The organism is Pontibacter indicus, assembly GCF_900156345.1.
GTDB lineage: Bacteria > Bacteroidota > Bacteroidia > Cytophagales > Hymenobacteraceae > Pontibacter > Pontibacter indicus.
In genome coordinates this window covers 64171-83272 of sequence record NZ_FTPP01000004.1, presented here as the reverse complement: position 1 = coordinate 83272, position 19102 = coordinate 64171, and the positions used below count along the sequence as shown (strand labels likewise).

The following is a 19102-nucleotide window of genomic DNA, read 5'->3' as shown; positions in this document are numbered from 1 at the left end:
GGCGCGAGCGTCCCCGCTCGTGTCTACTATAGAGGGGCCTCTGGCCCCTTTCAGCTTTATACTTCTGCCAAAATCACACCACTACCCGAATTCGCACTGCTAAAAGTATAATAGGGCGCATCAGTCACCAGACCAGCCTCAACCGGGTTCTGCTCAATGTAATTGATTTTCTGTTGAAGCATGGTCGTGTCCGTCAAGTCAATGGGATGGTTGTTCTGCTGCCAAAATTGGAATTCTTTATTGTGCGTGTTGTGCTGCTTAAAGAAGCGAAACAGGTATAGCAACCAGTCTTTTCTGCTCTCGGTTGGATTGCTTTCAATTAGGGCAAGAATTCTCTTGGCCGTGTAACTCTTGAAATCCCGGATAACGCCACTCAAGTCACCATCCTCTACTGAGCAAATCATATGCAGGTGGCTGGGCATCAGGCAGTAGCTGTAAACTTGTAGCCCTTTGTTCTTTATACAGTAGTTTAGATTCTGCACAACTTCATCTGCATATTCTCTTCTCGTGAAAACGTCAATCCAACCCACAACCGTAAGTGTGACGAAGAATAGGCCACCTTTATAGATCTTATATTTTTCGGACATAGGCTTTATAGTTTAGAGGAGAAGTACGTGGAAACATGACAACGGGGCCAGAGGCCCCTCTATAGTAGACACGAGCGGGGACGCTCGCGCCATGTACACCACATATACATCCCCGAACCCATGTTTCAACACTCATCCCCGCTATACCTGCTCAACCCTCTCCTAAACCAGTCTATTTTAAACCAACCCCAGCTACTCCAGTCCAAAACCTAGCAGAATTGCACTCACACCGCCCGATTATACTTTAGAACAATTTTAAACGCCGTTTACATTGGATATAGTCTTTTGATTGTTGGCTATTTATACCTAATTTTGCTCCCAAATTTCAAGAAAGCATTACAGCAATATGGAAACTACTGGTACTCAGTATCTACCGTCGGACTACCTCCCTATTTTGATACAATTTGCAGCTGCAATCGGCTTCGTGATTTTCGCGCTGGTTGTGACGCATTTATTGGGTCCGAAGCGAAAAAGTGAGGTAAAAGACAATCCTTGGGAAAGTGGAGTGGAGTCGGTGGGCGATGCACGCACTCCTATCTCTTACAAGTACTTCCTCACGGCCATCCTGTTCGTGCTGTTCGATATTGAAATTATCTTCATGTATCCCTGGGCGGTGAACTTCCGCGAATTCGGACTGGAGGGCTTCCTTCCGATGATGTTGTTCCTGGGCGTTATCCTGACGGGCTTCTTCTACGAGATCAAAAAAGGAATTCTAAAGTAGTTCGGCACTGTTAAACTTTAATAGGGTAAACAGTGTTTTCGAAAGGGTAAATGAAGGTTTAAACACAGAATTTAGAAGAAATGAGCGATACAAACAAAGATGTAAACATGGCAGAGGCTCCGGAAGGATATTCAGGCGCTGGTTTCTTTGCCACCTCTTTTGAGAAAGTGATTGGTCTGGCCCGCGCTAACTCGCTGTGGCCTTTGCCATTTGCTACTTCCTGCTGCGGTATCGAGTTCATGGCTACCATGGGTGCCACTTATGATATTTCCCGCTTTGGCTCGGAGCGTCCCAGCTTCTCGCCACGCCAGGCAGACATACTGCTGGTGATGGGTACGATTGCCAAGAAAATGGGCCCTGTGGTGAAGCAGGTATACGAGCAGATGGCAGAGCCGAAATGGGTCGTGGCCGTTGGCGCCTGCGCTACCTCTGGCGGTATTTTCGACACTTACTCTGTGCTGCAAGGTATAGACCGCGTGGTGCCGGTAGACGTGTACGTACCGGGCTGCCCGCCAAGACCTGAGCAGATACTGGACGGCCTGATGCGCGTGCAGGATCTGGCCAAAAACGAATCACTACGTCGCCGTCACTCTCCTGAGTACCAGGCGCTTTTAGCTTCTTACAACATTAAATAAGCAGCATGGAGCTTACGAACGAAAACGTACTCGGTAAACTGATCGCCCAGTTTGGGGAAGAGAATATCTTCGATGCTTACGACCCGGACGGGATCATGACGTTCACGACAAACCGTGAGAACATCATCGCCCTGATCCAGTACCTGTATGACGACAAAGACCTGCAGGTGCAGTTCCTGACCACCATGGCGGGCATTCACTTCCCGGATCACAAAGGCAGGGAGCTGTGCATGATGTACCAGCTGCACAGCCTGCGTCATAATTACCGTCTGCGCATCAAGGTGTTTGTGCCTATTGCGGATCCGGTATTGCCGACCCTGACCAACATCTACGCGACGGCTAACTGGATGGAGCGTGAGGCCTACGACTTCTACGGTTTCATCTTTACCGGTCACCCGAACCTGATCCGCATCCTCAACATCGAGGAGATGGAGTACCATCCGATGCTCAAGCAGTATCCGCTGGAAGACCAGACGCGGGAAGACAAAATCGATACTTATTTCGGACGCTAAGCCAGATAAACAACTATGGCTACTGATAATAAAACAGCTGATACTGATCAGTTACAGGAGTTCCGGGACAACCGCGACCTGAAACTACAGGACAAGAAGAACGAGAACCTGACGACCCTGAACCTGGGTCCGACGCACCCGGCCACCCACGGTATCTTCCAGAACATCTTGCAAATGGACGGGGAAGTGATCATGGACGCCGTGCCGACGATCGGGTACATTCACCGTGCCTTCGAGAAGATTGCCGAGCGCCGTCCGTTCTACCAGATTACGCCGCTCACCGACCGCATGAACTACTGCTCGTCCCCTATCAACAACATGGGGTACCATATGACGGTAGAGAAGCTGCTGGGTATTACGATCCCGAAGCGTGCGCAGTACATCCGCGTGATCATGATGGAGTTGGCCCGTATCTCCGACCACCTGATCTGTAACTCGATCCTGGGTGTGGACTCCGGTGCCTTTACCGGCTTCCTGTACGTGATGCAGGAGCGTGAGCACATTTACGATATTTACGAAGAGGTATGCGGTGCCCGCCTGACGACCAACATGGGTCGCATCGGGGGCATGGAGCGCGACCTTTCGCCAAAAGCTTTGCACCTGATCGGTGAGTTCCTGAAGCGCTTCCCGAAGGTATGGGCAGAGTTTGAGAAAATGCTCACCCGCAACCGTATCTTCATCGACCGTACAGTGGGGGTTGGTGCTATCTCGGCAGAGCGTGCGCTGAGCTACGGCTTCACAGGCCCTAACCTGCGCGCTACCGGCATTGATTACGACGTGCGCGTGATGAACCCCTACTCTTCTTACGACGACTTCGAGTTCGAAATTCCGGTTGGTTCTAAGGGCGATACCTACGACCGTTACCTGGTGCGCAACGAAGAGGTATGGCAGAGCTTGAAGATAATCGAGCAGGCTTACAAAAACCTGCCAGAGGGATCTTACCACGCCGACGCGCCACACTATTACCTGCCTCCAAAGCAGGAAGTATATACCAGCATGGAAGCCTTGATCTATCACTTCAAAATTGTGATGGGTGAGATTGACGCTCCGAAAGGCGAGGTATACCACAGCGTGGAAGGCGGCAACGGGGAGCTTGGTTTCTACCTGGTAAGCGACGGCGGCCGTACGCCGTACCGCCTGCACTTCCGTAGACCTTGCTTCATTTACTACCAGGCTTATACCGAAATGATCGTGGGCGGTCAGCTGGCCGACGCGATCCTGACGCTAAGTAGCCTGAACGTAATTGCCGGCGAACTCGACGCATAATCATAATACTATAAATCATCTAACACTGGTCTTTGGCTGGTGACATTTACAAAGATGGCAGAGACGATAAACGCATTTCAGTTTTCTAATAAAGCCCTCGCTGAGATTCAGCGCTATATCAGCCACTACCCAGAGGGACGCCAGAAGTCGGCCCTGTTGCCAGCCCTGCACGTTGCGCAGGCAGAGAACAACGGCTGGGTGAGCCCGGAGGCCATGGACGCGATCGCCGAGATCCTGAACATACAGCCGATCGAGGTATACGAAGTGGCTACTTTCTATACCATGTTCAACCTGCAGCCGGTTGGCAAGCACGTGCTCGAGGTATGCCGCACCGGCCCTTGCTGCCTACGCGGTGCCGACCAGATGATTGACCTGATCAAGCAGAAGCTAAATATCGAGGAAGGCGAAACCACTGCGGACGGTATGTTTACCCTGAAGCCAGTAGAGTGCCTTGCCTCCTGCGGAACAGGCCCTATGCTGCAGGTGCGCGAAACCTACTACGAGAACCTGGACAGCGAAGAAGCCTTGGACCGGTTCCTGGAGATGATGCGCAACAAAGAGGTGGAAACGCCTGAGTGGAAGAAATAGCTTAGCAGGACTTTGTGACAAACGACTACTAGACAAAAGACTCCTATACCTAATTCCTGAAAGAGTCCTTTGTCATTTGTCCAAAATTCCTTTGTCAAAATAAAAACAGAGGCTAATACCAGCAACGGTAGCTGCCAAATAGACATCCTGTAACAATGGGAATCAAGATATTAACCGAACATATTAACGTACCAGGTATCGAAACCCTGGAGGTGTATCGCAAGCATGGCGGTTACCGCTCGGTAGAGAAGGCCCTGAAAACGATGACTCCGGATGAGGTAGTAGAAGAGGTAAAAACCTCTGGTCTTCGTGGCCGTGGAGGTGCCGGCTTCCCCGCTGGTATGAAGTGGAGCTTCCTGGCCAAGCCAGAAGGTATTCCGCGCTACCTGGTGTGCAACGCCGACGAGTCGGAGCCGGGCACGTTCAAGGACCGCGTGTTCATGGAAAAGAACCCGCACGCCCTGATTGAAGGGATGATTACGTCGAGCTACGCGCTGGGTGCAAACACTTCCTACATCTACATCCGCGGCGAGTTATTGTTCATCCTCCGCATTTTGGAGAAAGCGATTGCCGAGGCATACGCGGCCGGTTTACTGGGCAAGAACATCCTGGGCTCAGGCTACGACCTGGACCTGCATGTGGCCCCAGGCGGTGGTGCGTATATATGCGGTGAAGAAACAGCTCTGCTGGAGTCGCTGGAAGGTAAGCGTGGCAACCCACGTAACAAGCCGCCATTCCCAGCGGTGAAAGGTTTGTTCCAGTCACCGACGGTGGTAAACAACGTGGAGACCATCGCTTCTGTGCCATGGATCGTGAACAATACCGGTGCAGAGTACGCCAAAATTGGTGTAGGCCGAAGCACAGGTACCAAACTGATTTCTGCCAGCGGTAACATCAACCGTCCGGGCGTGTACGAAATAGAGTTGGGTGTTCCGGTAGAAGAGTTCATTTACTCAGACGAGTACTGCGGTGGTATCTGGAAAGGTAAACAACTGAAGGCCGTTGTGCCAGGAGGTTCTTCTGTTCCGATTCTGCCAGCCAACCTGATCCTAAAGACAGCTGCCGGCGAAGACCGCCTGATGACCTACGAATCGCTGTCTGACGGTGGTTTTGTGAGCGGCTCTATGCTGGGTTCCGGTGCCTTTATCGTGTTTGACGAAGACCAGTGCATTGTGCGTAACACGTGGAACTATGCCCGCTTCTATCACCACGAGTCATGCGGACAGTGCAGCCCTTGCCGTGAAGGTACAGGCTGGATGGAGCGCGTGCTGCACCGCATCGAGTACGGCCATGGCCATCAGCAGGACATTGACCTGCTGGTAAGCGTAGCCAAGCAGATCGAGGGTAACACCATATGCCCGCTGGGTGATGCGGCAGCCTGGCCGGTAGCCAGCGCGATTCGTCACTTCCGTGAGGAGTTCGAGTGGCACATCAAGCATCCGCAGGAGGCGACTGCCCCGGGCGCCGTGTATAGAGGACAGCTAGCTGCAGCTACTGTATAAATCATTAAAAATAACTGCCCGCTATACCTAGGTTGGTGGGATTTGCATAAAGAATAAGATGGCTAAAATAACATTTGACGGCATCGAGGTAGAGGTTGAGGATGGAACCACCATCCTACAGGCCGCCCGTAAGATCGGCGGTGATGTAGTGCCTCCTGCCATGTGTTTTTATACCCCGCTCAAAGGCAGTGGCGGTAAGTGCCGTGTGTGTCTGGTGAAGGTAACGCAAGGCTCCGCCCGCGACCCACGCCCGATGCCGAAGCTGGTTGCCTCATGCATCACGCCGGTACAGGACGGTATGGTGGTGGAAAACACCACGAACGAAGACGTATTGAACGCCCGCAAAGGGATCGTGGAGATGCTGCTGATCAACCACCCCCTGGATTGCCCGGTGTGCGACCAGGCTGGTGAGTGCGACCTGCAGAACCTCTCTTACGAGCACGGCGTGAGCGCAACCCGCTACGAGGAGCCGCGCCGTACCTTCAACAAAGTAGACCTGGGCCCTTACATCCAGCTGCACATGACGCGCTGTATCCTGTGCTACCGTTGTGTGTATACCGCCGATCAGATCACCAACAAGCGCGTGCATGGCGTACTGGGCCGTGGCGACGCAGCTGAGATCGGTACATACATTGAGAATGTGATCGACAACGATTTCTCCGGTAACGTGATCGACGTGTGTCCGGTAGGAGCTTTGACAGACAAGACCTGGCGCTTCAAGAACCGTGTGTGGTTCACGAAGCCGTTGAACGCACACCGCGACTGCCCGACCTGCAGCGGTAAAGTAACGCTATGGTCAAGGGGTGAGACCGTGCTGCGTGTAACTGCCCGTAAGGACGAGTACGCCGAGGTGGAGGAGTTTATCTGCAACACCTGCCGTTTCGACAAGAAGGAGATGAGCGACTGGACCATCGAAGGCCCGCGCAACATCGACAGAGGTTCTGTTATCTCGGCCAACCACTACGAACTGCCTGTGGTGAACGTGCCGATCGTGCCGAACCTGCCTAAATCTACTGTTAAAAAAATGCCAACGGAATAAAGCATGGATTCTGTACTTCTGATCTACAAAGGCATCTACATTCTGGCCATTTTCGGTATCTCCCTACTGATTGCGACCTACTCGACTTACTTTGAGCGTAAGATCGCGGCCTTCATTCAGGACCGTGTAGGTCCGAACAGGGCGGGCCCAATGGGATTGCTCCAACCACTGGCTGATGCGGGTAAACTGTTCTTCAAAGAAGAATTTATACCTGCCAAGGCAAACAAAGGGCTCTTCATTTTGGGCCCAGGTATAGCCATGCTGGTGGCGGCCATGTCCAGTGCCGTTATACCTTTCGGTGACACACTGATCATAGGTGAAACCTCATTCGACCTGATTGCCATTGACGTGAACATCGGCATCCTTTACATTTTCGGTGTTGTGTCGCTGGGCGTGTATGGTCTGATGATCGGCGGCTGGGCTTCGAATAACAAGTTCTCGCTGCTGGGCGCTATCCGTGCCGCGTCGCAGAACATTTCATACGAACTAGCCATGGGTCTGTCGCTGATTGCGGTGCTGATGCTGAGCGGCTCCCTGTCGCTGAAAGTGATTGCCGAGCAGCAGACGGGCTTTAACTGGAACATCTGGTACCAGCCGCTGGGCTTCCTGATCTTCCTGATCTGTGCCTTTGCTGAGACGAACAGAACACCATTCGACTTGCCAGAGTCTGAAGCCGAGCTGATCGGTGGTTACCACACGGAGTATAGCTCCATGAAGCTGGGTATGTACTTGTTTGCAGAGTATATCAACATCTTTGTGGTGTCGGCAGTAATGTCAACCCTTTACTTCGGTGCCTACAACTTCCCGTTCATGGAGAACCTGCGCAACGCGTTTGATGATCCGGTTTTGGGTAACAACGTGGTGACGATCATCGGTGTGGCGGTGATGTTTGCGAAGATTTTCGCCTTCATCTTCTTCTTCATGTGGGTACGCTGGACATTGCCACGTTTCCGTTACGACCAACTGATGAAACTGGGCTGGAACATCCTGATCCCGCTGGCAATTCTGAATATCCTGCTTACGGGAGGTGGTATTCTGCTCTACGAACATTTTACAAAATGATAACGACATTTGAGTGTCGCCATACCGGGCGTTGTTCTTAATAGCAGGTATAGACGGCAATCATAATCGAGATACAATGGAACCATTATCAAATAGAAGAAAGAACGTAGCACAAAAGGAGATGACGCTCTCTGAGCGCATGTACCTGCCTGCTATCGCGCAAGGTCTGGGCATTACGCTAAAGCACTTCTTCAAGAAGAAAGCGACGATCAACTATCCGGAGGAAACACGCCAGCGCAGTGATGTGTGGCGCGGCCTGCACGTGCTAAAACGCGATGAAAACGGTGCCGAGCGTTGCACGGCCTGTGGTCTATGTGCCGTGGCCTGCCCTGCCGAAGCCATCACGATGACGGCCGGCGAGCGTAAGAAGGGTGAAGAGCACCTGTACCGCGAGGAAAAATACGCTGTGACGTACGAGATCAACATGCTGCGTTGCATTTTCTGCGGCCTGTGCGAGGAAGCCTGCCCGAAGGCGGCCATTTTCCTGCAGGACGACAAACTTGCTCCAGCCCGTTACGAGCGCGACGAATTCATCTACGGCAAAGACCGTCTGGTAGAGCCGCTAAAAACCACTGAAACCAAATAATCCGATGACAGAGAGCCTGTTTTTCTTCTTCGCATCGCTCACGCTGCTTTGCGCCATCATGGTTGTTATTTCCAAGAACCCTGTATACAGCGTTATCTTCCTGATCCTGACATTTTTCTCTATATCAGCCCACTACATTTTGCTGAACGCCCAGTTCCTAGCGGCAGTGAACATCATCGTGTATGCGGGTGCCATCATGGTACTTTTCCTATTCGTGCTGATGTTCATCAACACAGGTAAAAACGTGGAAAGCACCTTGAAAAAGAATGTATTGGCCAAGATTGCAGGAACCGTAGCTGGCGGCTTGCTCTTCATTGTGGTGGTAGCCGCTTTGAAAGACGTAGCGCTCGGTCACCCGGACCCTGCCACGTATGATTCGCAGGTAGGTATGGTAGAGAACCTGGGCAAAGTGCTTTTCACGAAGTACATGCTGCCGTTCCAACTAGTAGCCGTGCTGTTCCTGGTATCGATGGTAGGCGCCGTGATGATTGGTAAACGCGAGACAGGAGAGCAGAACTTCTAATCTAAGGTATAGCTTTAAGAATTGAGAAAGCCAGCACTGTAAGGTGCTGGCTTTTTTGTTGTCTGAATCAGGATTTTTAGAATTAAAGAGGGCCCCTACCCCCACGGATTGTCAGGATTTTCATGAGAGTTCAACCAGTATAATGTCGCAAGTTTAGCGCTAGCGCAACTTGTGACTGCCTATGTGGCCAGTTTGTAACTGGCGTATACCATAATTCAAAATCTCAAAACGCCAGTTACAAACTGGCTATCATTGATTACCACAAGTTACCACTTCGCTCAAACTTGCGGTATGTAAAGTTGCTATACCTCTGACAGCCACTGCAGTGAGAGAACTTGCGCCTAATTTGCCAGAGCACGAAACTACTCCTCACTCAGCAACAACTCCAGCAACTCCGAGCCTCCCTGATCATCATCGGACACGACTATCATCCTATACCTTCCTTTGCCCTCCCGCTTTTGCACTACCAAAGATTCGGCCTTGCCGGTATAGGGATTTCCGTCCGCTTGCGAGATCACCGTGGCAGGGATCTGTAACGTGTCTTGCTTGCCAACCCACGAGAATGGGATATAACCAATGTAGCTGCCAAGCACCTCACCATCGTTGTAGGCGTCGTTGGTGTCTTCCAGAGAGGCAGTGAAAAACAGCTTGTCGTCGTATACATAGGCTCCCGAAAAACCAGCTTGCAGGTTCTTGAGGACAGGCAGACGGAAATAGCTTAACTCGGGCTGAGGTAAATTAGTATTGGCTTCTCCTAAAAGATACGGTATAAAGTCTGCCAAACGGTAGGAGACCAACACATTTTGCCCGGTGGCGATGGCCCGTTGCAACAGGTATAGCTTACCGTGACCTGCCGCTACGCCTTCGATATTCAGCGATCCCTCCTCTAAGCCGACCTGCTCTTCAATTTGTGTGTAAAGGTTATCCAGATCGATCGTCCTGGCTCCCTCCTTACCGGCACCCTCCCGGCAAATGTCGTCACCGCAAATATTGTAGAGGTAGGCCTTGCGACGGGCGGGCGCCGAACCGGATCCCATCATCAACAGGTAGGGCTTTCCCTGGTGCTGCAGAAGAGTTATACCTTCCAAGTCCACCTTTTCAGCCTTATCAATGCGCCCGTTCTCAAAGCCGGTCGTGTCGAAAATCGCTTCTCTGGATACTATTTGGAAATTCTTGTCGAGGCCGTAGAGAAAGGGCGAGTCGTCTCCTACGACATAATAGTTGTCGCCCAGCATTTCGAGGCCCGAAGCGGAGGGCAGGTTATCGTAGTGCAAAGTCTGTGTGATGGTGGCTTTCATATTGCTTTCAGGTATAGTGGGATCGTTGCTTAGCATGAAGGCGGACTGCTGGCACGAAAGCGCCACCAGTGAGAGGGAAGCAAGGTATGGGAGTGCTAAAAATCGATTCATAAAAATTGAACGCAAAATCAGGTATAGCGGCGGACTACTTTGGGCGAAGGCACATGATGCATGCGCATGCCATTAGCCTTGCAAGTTGGCAAAAACTAATCCAACCAAAGAATTTATACCTACGCAAAAGCCTACGACAGGTATAAAAAACGTCATAACAGCAGTCTTCGTGCGGCCTGAAAAATATAAATCTTCCGGGGAGTCTGGATTTGGCGGGAACAGCATAAGAAGATTAGAAATATGTTATGGATTTTACAAAAATGGGGATAACTTTGCGACTTGATTTCAGAATTGTAATTTACCAGTAATACGTTCAGCAACCAGACGATGAACCAAATGCCTGAGGTTATCCGAACCATCCCGCTTGAATTCTACCTGTACTTCAGCACGGCCCTTTTCGCCATTGGCGTAATCGGCGTTCTCACCAGACGAAACGCGATTGTTATTTTTATGTGTGTGGAGCTGATGCTCAACGCCGTGAACTTACTGATGGTGGCTTTATCGGCCTACCGCTCTGACCCTAACGGACAGATCTTCGTGTTCTTCATCATGGCAGTGGCGGCAGCGGAAGTAACAGTTGGTCTGGCCATCATCGTGATGATTTACCGTAACATCCGCTCTACGGACGTGCAATTGCTGAACTACCTCAAGTGGTAGCCGCACCCCTAAATAATCTGAATAGCTTAACTAAATCATACGCTAAATGCAAGAAGTAGTAATGCCCTTCAACAACCAGGAAATGGCGCTGCTGTGTTTGCTTGTTCCGCTCCTGCCGTTCATCGGCTTTCTGATTAACGGACTTGGCAACCGCAAATTGCCTAAGGCCCTTGTGGGGCTGCTGGGCTCTGGTACGGTGCTGGCCTCGTTCCTGATCTCGGTATACCTGTTCATCGACTTCACCTCCAACGGCAGCCGTCCTTATGTAGTAGACCTCTACAACTGGTTCTCGGTAGGTAGCCTGGAGATCGGTTTCTCCTTCATGATCGACCAGCTTACGCTGTTGATGCTCCTGATGGTAACAGGTATAGGTTTCCTGATACACGTGTACTCAGCCGGCTACATGAGCCACGACGAGGGCTACGGCAAGTTCTTCGCCTACCTCAACCTGTTCATGTTCTCGATGCTGCTGCTCGTGATGGGCTCTAACTACGTGATGATGTTCGTAGGCTGGGAGGGTGTAGGTCTTTGCTCATACCTGCTGATCGGCTTCTGGAACAAGAACACCAACTATAACAATGCCGCCAAGAAGGCCTTCATCATGAACCGTATCGGTGACCTGGGCTTCCTGTTGGGCATTTTCCTGATTTTCATCACCTTCGGCAGCGTGAGCTACCCAGAGGTTTTCCTGTCTGCTTCGCAGATGACGGGCATGACCGACAGCGGCGTGATGATTGCCATTACCATGCTCCTGTTTGTAGGTGCGATGGGTAAGAGTGCGCAGATTCCACTTTTCACCTGGCTTCCGGATGCGATGGCGGGTCCAACGCCGGTTTCGGCCCTGATCCACGCTGCGACGATGGTGACAGCGGGTATCTACATGGTGCTTCGCTCAAACGTGCTGTATGTGCTGGCCCCAACTACAATGGAGTTCATCGCCATCATCGGTCTGATCACGGCTTTGGTTGCCGCTACCATTGGCCTGGCGCAAAATGACATCAAGAAAGTACTGGCTTATTCTACCGTTTCGCAGCTGGGCTTCATGTTCCTGGCGCTGGGTGTGATGGCCTTCTCCTCTTCTATCTTCCACGTTCTCACGCACGCGTTCTTCAAAGCGCTGCTCTTCCTGGGCGCAGGCTCTGTGATCCACGCCGTTAGCAACGAGCAGGACATCCGCAATATGGGCGGTCTGCGCAAATGGTTGCCAATCACGTTCATCACTTTCCTGATCGGTACACTCGCTATTTCAGGTATACCGCCGTTTGCAGGCTTCTTCTCGAAAGACGAATTACTGGCGCACGTATACGAGCACAACAAGCTGATGTGGGCATTGGGTCTGCTGGCCTCGTTCATGACCGCCTTCTACATGTTCCGCCTGCTGTTCCTGACCTTCTTTGGTAAGTTCCGTGGCACAGAGGAGCAGCGTTCGCACCTGCACGAGTCGCCTTCTTCCATGACCATTCCGCTGATCGTTTTGGCCATCCTTTCCACCGTAGGTGGTTTCATTGGTCTACCAGCCGTGTTCAGCGACACGCATACCCTGGGCAACTTCCTATCGCCGATCTATGACCTGGCCCGCCGTGCCAACGGTGCCGCGCTGGAAGCTCCGCACATTGACCATGCGACAGAGTACATGTTGATGGGCATTTCGGTAGTGGTTGCGCTGGTGGCCATCGCCATTGCTTATGTCATGTACGTGAAGAAAGAAACAGTGCCGGCTCCTGAAGGAACGCGCCTGTCTCCAATCCACAACCTGATCTACAACAAGTATTACATCGACGAAATTTACAACGCTGTTTTTGTAAAGCCAATCATGGCCCTTTCTACTGCCCTGCACCGCTTTGTGGATGTAGTTGTGGTGGACGGCATTGTCAACGGCTTCGGCAAACTGGTGATAGTGACTGGCCGCGTGCTGCGCCTGACACAGAGTGGCGTAACTGGTTTCTATGTGTTTGTGATGGTGGCCAGCATTGTTCTGATTCTATTTTTAAACTTCTTTATCGCTTAAGGTTCTAAGAAGATGATTACAGCTCTATTACTTTTCTGGCCTGCCCTAGCCGCCCTGCTGGTGCTGCTGATTAAAGGCGAAGGTGCCAAGAAAGTGGCTTTTATAGCAACGCTTGTTGAGTTTGCCATTGCGCTTTTTGCAACCGTAAACTTTGTTCCGGACGCTACCACGCAGTTCGCCATCGACATGCCGTGGGTGGAGCGCGCAGGTATAGGCTTCAGCATCGGTATGGACGGCATCAGCCTCCTGATGGTGCTCCTGACAACCTTCCTGGTGCCGCTGATCGTGCTTTCCTCTTTCAAACACGACTACAAAAACCCGCATGTGTTCTACGCGCTGGTGCTGTTCATGCAGACAGGCCTGATTGGCGTGTTCGTGGCAATGGATGCGTTCCTGTTCTACTTCTTCTGGGAGGTGGCCCTTATTCCGATCTACTTCATCGCAGCTATCTGGGGTGGTGCGCGCAGAATTCCGGTTACGTTTAAGTTCTTTGTGTATACCATTTTCGGTTCGCTCTTCATGCTGGCCGCTTTCGTATACCTGTACTTCCAGACAGCCGGCACGGAGCTCGCGGCGCACTCTTCTAACGTGAGCGCGTTCTACCAACTGACGATGGACAGCGCGACACAGAGCTGGATCTTCTGGTTCCTGTTCCTGGCCTTCGCCATTAAAATGCCGGTGTTCCCGTTCCATACCTGGCAGCCAGACACCTATACCGAGTCTCCTACACAGGCAACGATGCTGCTGGCCGGTATCATGCTGAAAATGGGTATCTACGGAGTGATTCGCTGGTTGCTGCCTGTGGTGCCGTTGGGTGTGAGCCAGTGGGCTGACACGGTCCTAGTACTTTCCATCATCGGCATCATCTACGGTTCTATCATCGCCATCCGTCAGCATGACCTCAAGCGCCTGATCGCTTACTCGTCTATTGCGCACGTGGGGCTGATTGCAGCGGGTATCTTCACCCTGAATGAGCAGGGTTTGCAGGGCGGTATGATCCAGATGCTGAGCCACGGTATAAACGTAGTAGGTCTGTTCTTCATCATCGACATCATCTTCCGCAGAACGAACACCAGAGAGATTGCCAACCTGGGCGGTATCACCCAGACCACGCCGGCTCTTTCCATCGTTTTCCTGATCCTGCTAATGGGTTCGGTAGCGCTTCCGCTCACAAACGGCTTCATCGGTGAATTCCTGTTGCTGTCGGGCGTGTTCCAGTACAACTACTACTTTGGCGCTGTGGCGGGCATGACCATTATTCTGGGAGCGGTGTATATGCTGCGTATGTTCCAGGGCGTAATGTTCGGCACAAAGTCAGAGGCTACTGAAGGCTTCGCTGACCTGACCTTCCACGAGAAAGCCGTGCTGATTCCGCTGGTGATCATGGTTTTCTGGATCGGTTTGTTCCCGAACACTTTCCTGAGCATTTCAGAGCCTGCGGTTGGACAGCTGCTGAGCATTATCAACCGATAGTCCGCAAAAAGAAACGATACTAAACGACATGATTTCGATTATACTTCTATCTGGATTTGGGATTATCAACCTCTTCGTAGGCTTCCTGAAATCTAAACGAATCCTGTTGCCGCTGTCGCTGCTGTTCTTGGCGATTGTGTTCGGCATCAACCTGCTCGACTGGAACGATACGCAGAGCTACTTCAATAACATGATCACCATCGACAACTACGCGGTGGCCTTTACAGGGATCATGGTTCTTTCGACGCTCCTGGTTCTTCCATTTACCCAGCACTACATTACCCGCAACGACGAAAACATCGGCGAACTTTACGCCCTGATTCTTTTCTCGCTGGTGGGCGCCATCATGATGGTGAGCTACAACAACATGCTGATGCTCTTCATCGGCATCGAGATTCTCTCGATTGCCATGTACGTGCTGGCGGGTAGCGACAAGAGAAGCCTGCGCTCTGCCGAAGCGGCTCTGAAGTACTTCCTGATGGGTTCATTCTTCACGGGCGTGATGCTGTTCGGCATCGTGATGGTGTACGGCGCGACGGGTACTTTCAACATTGCCGAGATTGCCGGTTCTGCAGAAACCATTGGAAATGGCGGTGTGAACAATGTGATGTTCATGCTGGGCGTGCTGGTGATCATAATCGGTATTTCTTTCAAAATATCTGCCGCTCCCTTCCATTTCTGGACTCCTGACGTGTATGAGGGTTCACCAACGGTATGGACGGCCTACATGTCAACTGTGGTGAAGACAGCCGGTGTGGCTGCTTTCTACAAACTGATGGACGCCGCCTTTGCTGCTTCCTACCCAGGTTGGATGCCAACCATGGTGGCCATCATTGTACTGTCGCTCCTGATTGGTAACGTAGGCGCGGTGGTGCAACAGAGCATGAAGCGTATGCTGGCTTACTCCAGTATATCACACGCGGGCTACCTGCTGATGACACTGCTGGCCTTCAACGAATTCTCAACTTCTGCTGTTCTGTTCTATTCCTTCGCTTACTCCCTTGCTTCTATCGCCGCTTTCGGTGTGCTGCAGCTTGTGGCAAAACAGCGTGGCAGCGAGAACTACGAAGCCTTCAACGGCCTTGGCAAAACCAATCCACTGTTGGCCTTCGCGGTAACGGTAGCGATGCTGTCGCTGGCAGGTATACCGCTGACCGCTGGTTTCTTCGGTAAGTTCTTCGTGTTCTCTGCCCTGATCGAACAACCTAATATGATGTGGCTGATCGTGGTAGCCGTTATCCTGGCTGCAGTAGGTATCTACTACTACTTCCGCGTGGTGATCGCCATGTACCTGCACCCTGTTACAGAAGGCCATACCGCCATCAAATCAACCAGCTTTATCAACGTGATGCTGATCATCATCACAGCACTGACGATTCTGCTAGGTATAGCGCCTGCGCTTTTGAGCGGGGTGTTATAAGGTACAGCTGAAGATATAGAAAGCGGCTGCTCTGAGGAAGGGCAGCCGCTTTTTTGTTCCCACGGCGATAAAACAAAAAGGCTGCCCTCACGGGCAGCCTTTCCTTATTTCTGTATACCTATACCTTAGGAGGGCAGGTTCTTCATCTTAATATGCAGTTCATCCAGCTGCGCATCTGCTATCGGAGAAGGTGCGTCTATCATCACATCGCGGCCTGAGTTGTTTTTCGGGAAGGCGATGAAGTCGCGGATGGAGTCGGCGCCGCCGAAGAGCGAGCACAGACGATCGAAACCGAAGGCGATGCCACCGTGTGGCGGCGCACCGTACTCGAAAGCGTCCATCAGGAAGCCGAACTGTGCTTTGGCCTCAGCATTGGAGAAGCCCAATAGACGGAACATCTGCTCCTGCAGTCGGCGGTCGTGGATACGAATGGAGCCACCACCAACTTCCACACCGTTGATCACCATGTCATAGGCATTGGCACGGATGTCGCCCGGACGGTCGTCGATCAGCTCGAGATCCTCTGGCTTCGGTGAGGTGAACGGGTGGTGCATGGCGTGGTAGCGGTTGCTGTCTTCGTCCCACTCCAGCAGCGGAAAGTCTACTACCCACAGCGGCGAGAACACATTCTTATCACGCAATCCCATACGCTCGCCCATCTCCAGACGCAGCTCATTCAGGGCCTTTCGGGTCTTATCCTTGTCACCGGCCAGTACCAGCAGTAAGTCTCCTGGCTTGGCATTGAAAGCCGTAGCCCAAGCCTGCAGGTCTTCCGGGGTGTAGAATTTGTCTACTGACGATTTAACAGAGCCGTCTTCCTGCACGCGGGCGTATACCAGCCCAGTAGCACCAATCTGAGGACGTTTTACGAAGTCGGTCAGTTCGTCGAGTTGCTTGCGGGTATAGCTGGCAGCACCTTTGGCATTTATACCTACCACTAGTTCGGCATCGTCGAATACCTTAAAACCTTTGTTCTTCACCAGCGGGTTCAGCTCCACGAAACGCATGTCGAAGCGAGTATCCGGTTTGTCAGAGCCGTAGTACTTCATCGCGTCAGCATAGGTCATACGCGGAAGCTTCTCGATGTGAACACCTTTCACTTTCAGGAACAGGTGACGTATGAGACCTTCAAACGTGTTCAGGATATCTTCCTGCGTCACGAAAGAGAGCTCGCAGTCGATCTGGGTGAACTCCGGCTGGCGGTCGGCACGGAGGTCCTCGTCACGGAAGCACTTCACAATCTGGTAATACTTGTCGAAACCAGACACCATCAGCAGCTGCTTGAAAGTTTGTGGTGACTGCGGCAGTGCGTAAAACTCACCTGGGTTCATGCGGCTTGGCACCACAAAGTCGCGGGCACCCTCTGGCGTTGACTTGATCAGCACCGGCGTTTCTACTTCGATGAAATAGTGCTCGTCCAGGTAAGCGCGCACGGCACGCATCATTTGGTGGCGCAGCTCCAGGTTGCGGCGCACAGGCGTACGGCGCAGGTCGAGGTAGCGGTATTTCATGCGTAGGTCGTCGCCGCCATCGGTCTCGTCCTCGATCATGAATGGAGGCAGTTTGGCTGCGTTAAGCACCTCAATCTTCGAAGCGTGAATTTCGATATCGCCGGTCGGGATCTTGTCGTTTTTGGAGTAACGCTCGATTACTTTGCCTACCACCCTGATCACGTACTCGCGGCCAAGGCTGCGGGCTGCCTCAAACAAATGGGCCGGCGTCACGCCGTCCTCAAACGTGAGCTGCGTAATGCCGTAGCGGTCGCGCAGGTCGATCCAGAGCATGCCGCCCTTGTCGCGCAGGCGCTGCACCCAGCCTGTCAGTATAACCTCTTCGCCTACATTGTCTAATCTTAGTTCGCCGCAAGTATGTGTCCGGAGCATAAATGTCGTTTTGTTATGATATGGTGCAAAAGTAATAATTGTTTCGCTGTTGTGCCCCGAAAAACAGGTCAGAGGATGTATAATCTTGTCAGGCTAATCCCGGGTCTTCCTAATCTCGTTAATATACCTGTAACTGTACTTAATCAGAGCCTTTGTCATGAACCGTAATCTGTTCACCTTCCGCAACATCGCGCTGGCGTTCATACTGCTGGCGCTTTTGATGATGCTGGTTGGCTAAACCCGGTCTTATTCGGAGCCTAGCAGTGCGCGCATGCGCTTCACGTTGTTGACCTGTATGGCGTCGGGCTCCATCTCCAGCATGTTGGCAATGCTCCCCTTCGACTTTCCGCCGAATAGCACCACCTGCAGGCCGCGCGCCCTGGCCCGTAGCAGTTGCTCCCGGCTCACGTGCTTGCCGTTAGCCGTCACACCATCCAGCTTATTGTCCAGCGCCTGTTGTGCCGCCAGGTCAAAGTCCTCGCCGGCGTCCAGCATCAGCATGGCGCGTGGCTCCAGTTCCCGCACGGTGTGCAGTATGGCCGGATCGCTAAAGATGAAGGCCAATTTCTCTACAGGGTAATCGTATTTACGAAGCAGGTCCAGCACCGATTGCACATAGAAGGCGTTTCGGCTACCGTCCTGGTTGCGGATGTCAATGTGCAGGTAGGGCACTTCCGTATACGATTGGAAACGCTGCAGCATTTCTTCCATCGGGATGATCTTTTCGCTGTGGAATAAGTCGTACAGAACGCCGCCCTTATACCTGAGTCCCACTACTTCAGATGCAGGAAGCTCTGCAATGATGCCTGCGCCTTCGCTCATCGTCTCCAGCGTGTTGTCATGGTACAGAATAGGCACACCGTCCGCACTCACATGCACATCTACCTCCACCCCATCGGCGCCGTCCTCTTCCATGGCCTTCACAATGGAAGCCATGCTGTTGGCGGGCAGCGGATTGTAGGGATTGAGGGGCGAGAAAAACCCGGAGCCGGCATGGCCCATCACCAATATTCTGTGTGAATAAACGCCCGGTTCGGGCTGCAGCAGGTTGTACACACCCAAGGAGAGTACCGCTATACCTAACACCAGGAGAAGCAAGGAGGTCCGCCTGCGGGTCAGGAAAGATGCTTTCTGCTTTGGCTCAGTCAAATTCATACACAAACTTAAGTCTATATCCCTTAACTTTGGAACGGATTTTCTTAAAAAATCATAGGCTAATTCCTATTATCCC

General features: G+C 52.1%; 18 protein-coding genes. 14 read left to right on the top strand and 4 right to left on the bottom strand.

Annotation, left to right across the window (positions count from 1 at the left end; genetic code table 11):
- Positions 1-56 precede the first annotated feature (56 nt).
- Positions 57-587: an REP-associated tyrosine transposase gene (locus tag B0B12_RS17340; protein WP_076671511.1), complete on the bottom strand. Its 531-nt coding sequence runs from the start codon at positions 585-587 to the stop codon at positions 57-59.
- Between the two features lie 346 nt (positions 588-933).
- Between B0B12_RS17340 and B0B12_RS17335 the strand changes: the two genes are divergently transcribed.
- From B0B12_RS17335 to B0B12_RS17290, 10 genes are all read left to right on the top strand, one after another.
- Entirely contained in the window at positions 934-1308 is a 375-nt protein-coding gene (locus B0B12_RS17335) for an NADH-quinone oxidoreductase subunit A (protein WP_076671509.1), read from the top strand.
- A gap of 80 nt (positions 1309-1388) precedes the next feature.
- On the top strand, positions 1389-1943 hold the full coding sequence (locus B0B12_RS17330; RefSeq protein WP_076671508.1) for an NADH-quinone oxidoreductase subunit B: 555 nt from the start codon (positions 1389-1391) through the stop codon (positions 1941-1943).
- A 5-nt stretch (positions 1944-1948) separates the two neighbouring features.
- A complete protein-coding gene (locus tag B0B12_RS17325) occupies positions 1949-2455 on the top strand; it encodes an NADH-quinone oxidoreductase subunit C (protein WP_076671507.1) in 507 nt (168 codons plus the stop codon).
- A gap of 15 nt (positions 2456-2470) precedes the next feature.
- Positions 2471-3721, top strand: a complete 1251-nt coding sequence (nuoD, locus tag B0B12_RS17320) for an NADH dehydrogenase (quinone) subunit D (protein ID WP_076671506.1) — start codon at positions 2471-2473, stop codon at positions 3719-3721.
- A gap of 54 nt (positions 3722-3775) precedes the next feature.
- Entirely contained in the window at positions 3776-4309 is a 534-nt protein-coding gene (nuoE, locus tag B0B12_RS17315) for an NADH-quinone oxidoreductase subunit NuoE (RefSeq protein WP_076671505.1), read from the top strand.
- 155 nt (positions 4310-4464) lie between these two features.
- The gene (gene nuoF / locus B0B12_RS17310; protein WP_076671504.1) at positions 4465-5811 is read left to right on the top strand and encodes an NADH-quinone oxidoreductase subunit NuoF; all 1347 of its coding nucleotides are present in this window, start codon (positions 4465-4467) and stop codon (positions 5809-5811) included.
- A gap of 58 nt (positions 5812-5869) precedes the next feature.
- On the top strand, positions 5870-6850 hold the full coding sequence (locus B0B12_RS17305; protein ID WP_076671502.1) for an NADH-quinone oxidoreductase subunit G: 981 nt from the start codon (positions 5870-5872) through the stop codon (positions 6848-6850).
- Between the two features lie 3 nt (positions 6851-6853).
- Positions 6854-7912, top strand: coding sequence for an NADH-quinone oxidoreductase subunit NuoH (gene nuoH, locus B0B12_RS17300; RefSeq protein ID WP_076671499.1), 1059 nt, complete (start codon positions 6854-6856; stop codon positions 7910-7912).
- A 76-nt stretch (positions 7913-7988) separates the two neighbouring features.
- The gene (locus B0B12_RS17295) at positions 7989-8498 is read left to right on the top strand and encodes a NuoI/complex I 23 kDa subunit family protein (RefSeq protein WP_076671497.1); all 510 of its coding nucleotides are present in this window, start codon (positions 7989-7991) and stop codon (positions 8496-8498) included.
- A gap of 4 nt (positions 8499-8502) precedes the next feature.
- Positions 8503-9021, top strand: a complete 519-nt coding sequence (locus B0B12_RS17290; protein ID WP_076671494.1) for an NADH-quinone oxidoreductase subunit J family protein — start codon at positions 8503-8505, stop codon at positions 9019-9021.
- A gap of 362 nt (positions 9022-9383) precedes the next feature.
- On the opposite strand, the gene B0B12_RS17285 is transcribed toward B0B12_RS17290, so the two are convergent.
- Positions 9384-10430, bottom strand: a complete 1047-nt coding sequence (locus B0B12_RS17285; RefSeq protein ID WP_244554755.1) for a DUF6929 family protein — start codon at positions 10428-10430, stop codon at positions 9384-9386.
- Between the two features lie 327 nt (positions 10431-10757).
- Between B0B12_RS17285 and nuoK the strand changes: the two genes are divergently transcribed.
- From nuoK to B0B12_RS17265, 4 genes are read left to right on the top strand one after another with little or no spacing between them, the layout of a single operon-like run.
- Positions 10758-11087, top strand: a complete 330-nt coding sequence (gene nuoK, locus B0B12_RS17280) for an NADH-quinone oxidoreductase subunit NuoK (RefSeq protein ID WP_076671488.1) — start codon at positions 10758-10760, stop codon at positions 11085-11087.
- 46 nt (positions 11088-11133) lie between these two features.
- Positions 11134-13095: an NADH-quinone oxidoreductase subunit L gene (nuoL, locus tag B0B12_RS17275; RefSeq protein WP_244554754.1), complete on the top strand. Its 1962-nt coding sequence runs from the start codon at positions 11134-11136 to the stop codon at positions 13093-13095.
- A 12-nt stretch (positions 13096-13107) separates the two neighbouring features.
- Entirely contained in the window at positions 13108-14568 is a 1461-nt protein-coding gene (locus tag B0B12_RS17270; RefSeq protein ID WP_076671486.1) for a complex I subunit 4 family protein, read from the top strand.
- A 28-nt stretch (positions 14569-14596) separates the two neighbouring features.
- Positions 14597-15988: an NADH-quinone oxidoreductase subunit N gene (locus tag B0B12_RS17265; protein ID WP_076671483.1), complete on the top strand. Its 1392-nt coding sequence runs from the start codon at positions 14597-14599 to the stop codon at positions 15986-15988.
- 125 nt (positions 15989-16113) lie between these two features.
- Here B0B12_RS17265 and aspS read toward each other — a convergent pair whose 3' ends face one another.
- On the bottom strand, positions 16114-17871 hold the full coding sequence (aspS, locus tag B0B12_RS17260; RefSeq protein WP_076671480.1) for an aspartate--tRNA ligase: 1758 nt from the start codon (positions 17869-17871) through the stop codon (positions 16114-16116).
- A 246-nt stretch (positions 17872-18117) separates the two neighbouring features.
- On the bottom strand, positions 18118-19026 hold the full coding sequence (locus B0B12_RS17255; protein WP_076671477.1) for a glycerophosphodiester phosphodiesterase: 909 nt from the start codon (positions 19024-19026) through the stop codon (positions 18118-18120).
- Positions 19027-19102: the final 76 nt, after the last annotated feature.

Bases quoted from the DNA above. Each gene is read 5' to 3' on its own strand.
- B0B12_RS17340 (WP_076671511.1), bottom strand. From the start codon at position 587: ATGTCCGAAAAATATAAGATCTATAAAGGTGGCCTATTCTTCGTCACA.
- B0B12_RS17335 (WP_076671509.1), top strand. From the start codon at position 934: ATGGAAACTACTGGTACTCAGTATCTACCGTCGGACTACCTCCCTATT.
- B0B12_RS17330 (WP_076671508.1), top strand. From the start codon at position 1,389: ATGAGCGATACAAACAAAGATGTAAACATGGCAGAGGCTCCGGAAGGA.
- B0B12_RS17325 (WP_076671507.1), top strand. From the start codon at position 1,949: ATGGAGCTTACGAACGAAAACGTACTCGGTAAACTGATCGCCCAGTTT.
- nuoD (WP_076671506.1), top strand. From the start codon at position 2,471: ATGGCTACTGATAATAAAACAGCTGATACTGATCAGTTACAGGAGTTC.
- nuoE (WP_076671505.1), top strand. From the start codon at position 3,776: ATGGCAGAGACGATAAACGCATTTCAGTTTTCTAATAAAGCCCTCGCT.
- nuoF (WP_076671504.1), top strand. From the start codon at position 4,465: ATGGGAATCAAGATATTAACCGAACATATTAACGTACCAGGTATCGAA.
- B0B12_RS17305 (WP_076671502.1), top strand. From the start codon at position 5,870: ATGGCTAAAATAACATTTGACGGCATCGAGGTAGAGGTTGAGGATGGA.
- nuoH (WP_076671499.1), top strand. From the start codon at position 6,854: ATGGATTCTGTACTTCTGATCTACAAAGGCATCTACATTCTGGCCATT.
- B0B12_RS17295 (WP_076671497.1), top strand. From the start codon at position 7,989: ATGGAACCATTATCAAATAGAAGAAAGAACGTAGCACAAAAGGAGATG.
- B0B12_RS17290 (WP_076671494.1), top strand. From the start codon at position 8,503: ATGACAGAGAGCCTGTTTTTCTTCTTCGCATCGCTCACGCTGCTTTGC.
- B0B12_RS17285 (WP_244554755.1), bottom strand. From the start codon at position 10,430: ATGAATCGATTTTTAGCACTCCCATACCTTGCTTCCCTCTCACTGGTG.
- nuoK (WP_076671488.1), top strand. From the start codon at position 10,758: ATGAACCAAATGCCTGAGGTTATCCGAACCATCCCGCTTGAATTCTAC.
- nuoL (WP_244554754.1), top strand. From the start codon at position 11,134: ATGCAAGAAGTAGTAATGCCCTTCAACAACCAGGAAATGGCGCTGCTG.
- B0B12_RS17270 (WP_076671486.1), top strand. From the start codon at position 13,108: ATGATTACAGCTCTATTACTTTTCTGGCCTGCCCTAGCCGCCCTGCTG.
- B0B12_RS17265 (WP_076671483.1), top strand. From the start codon at position 14,597: ATGATTTCGATTATACTTCTATCTGGATTTGGGATTATCAACCTCTTC.
- aspS (WP_076671480.1), bottom strand. From the start codon at position 17,871: ATGCTCCGGACACATACTTGCGGCGAACTAAGATTAGACAATGTAGGC.
- B0B12_RS17255 (WP_076671477.1), bottom strand. From the start codon at position 19,026: ATGAATTTGACTGAGCCAAAGCAGAAAGCATCTTTCCTGACCCGCAGG.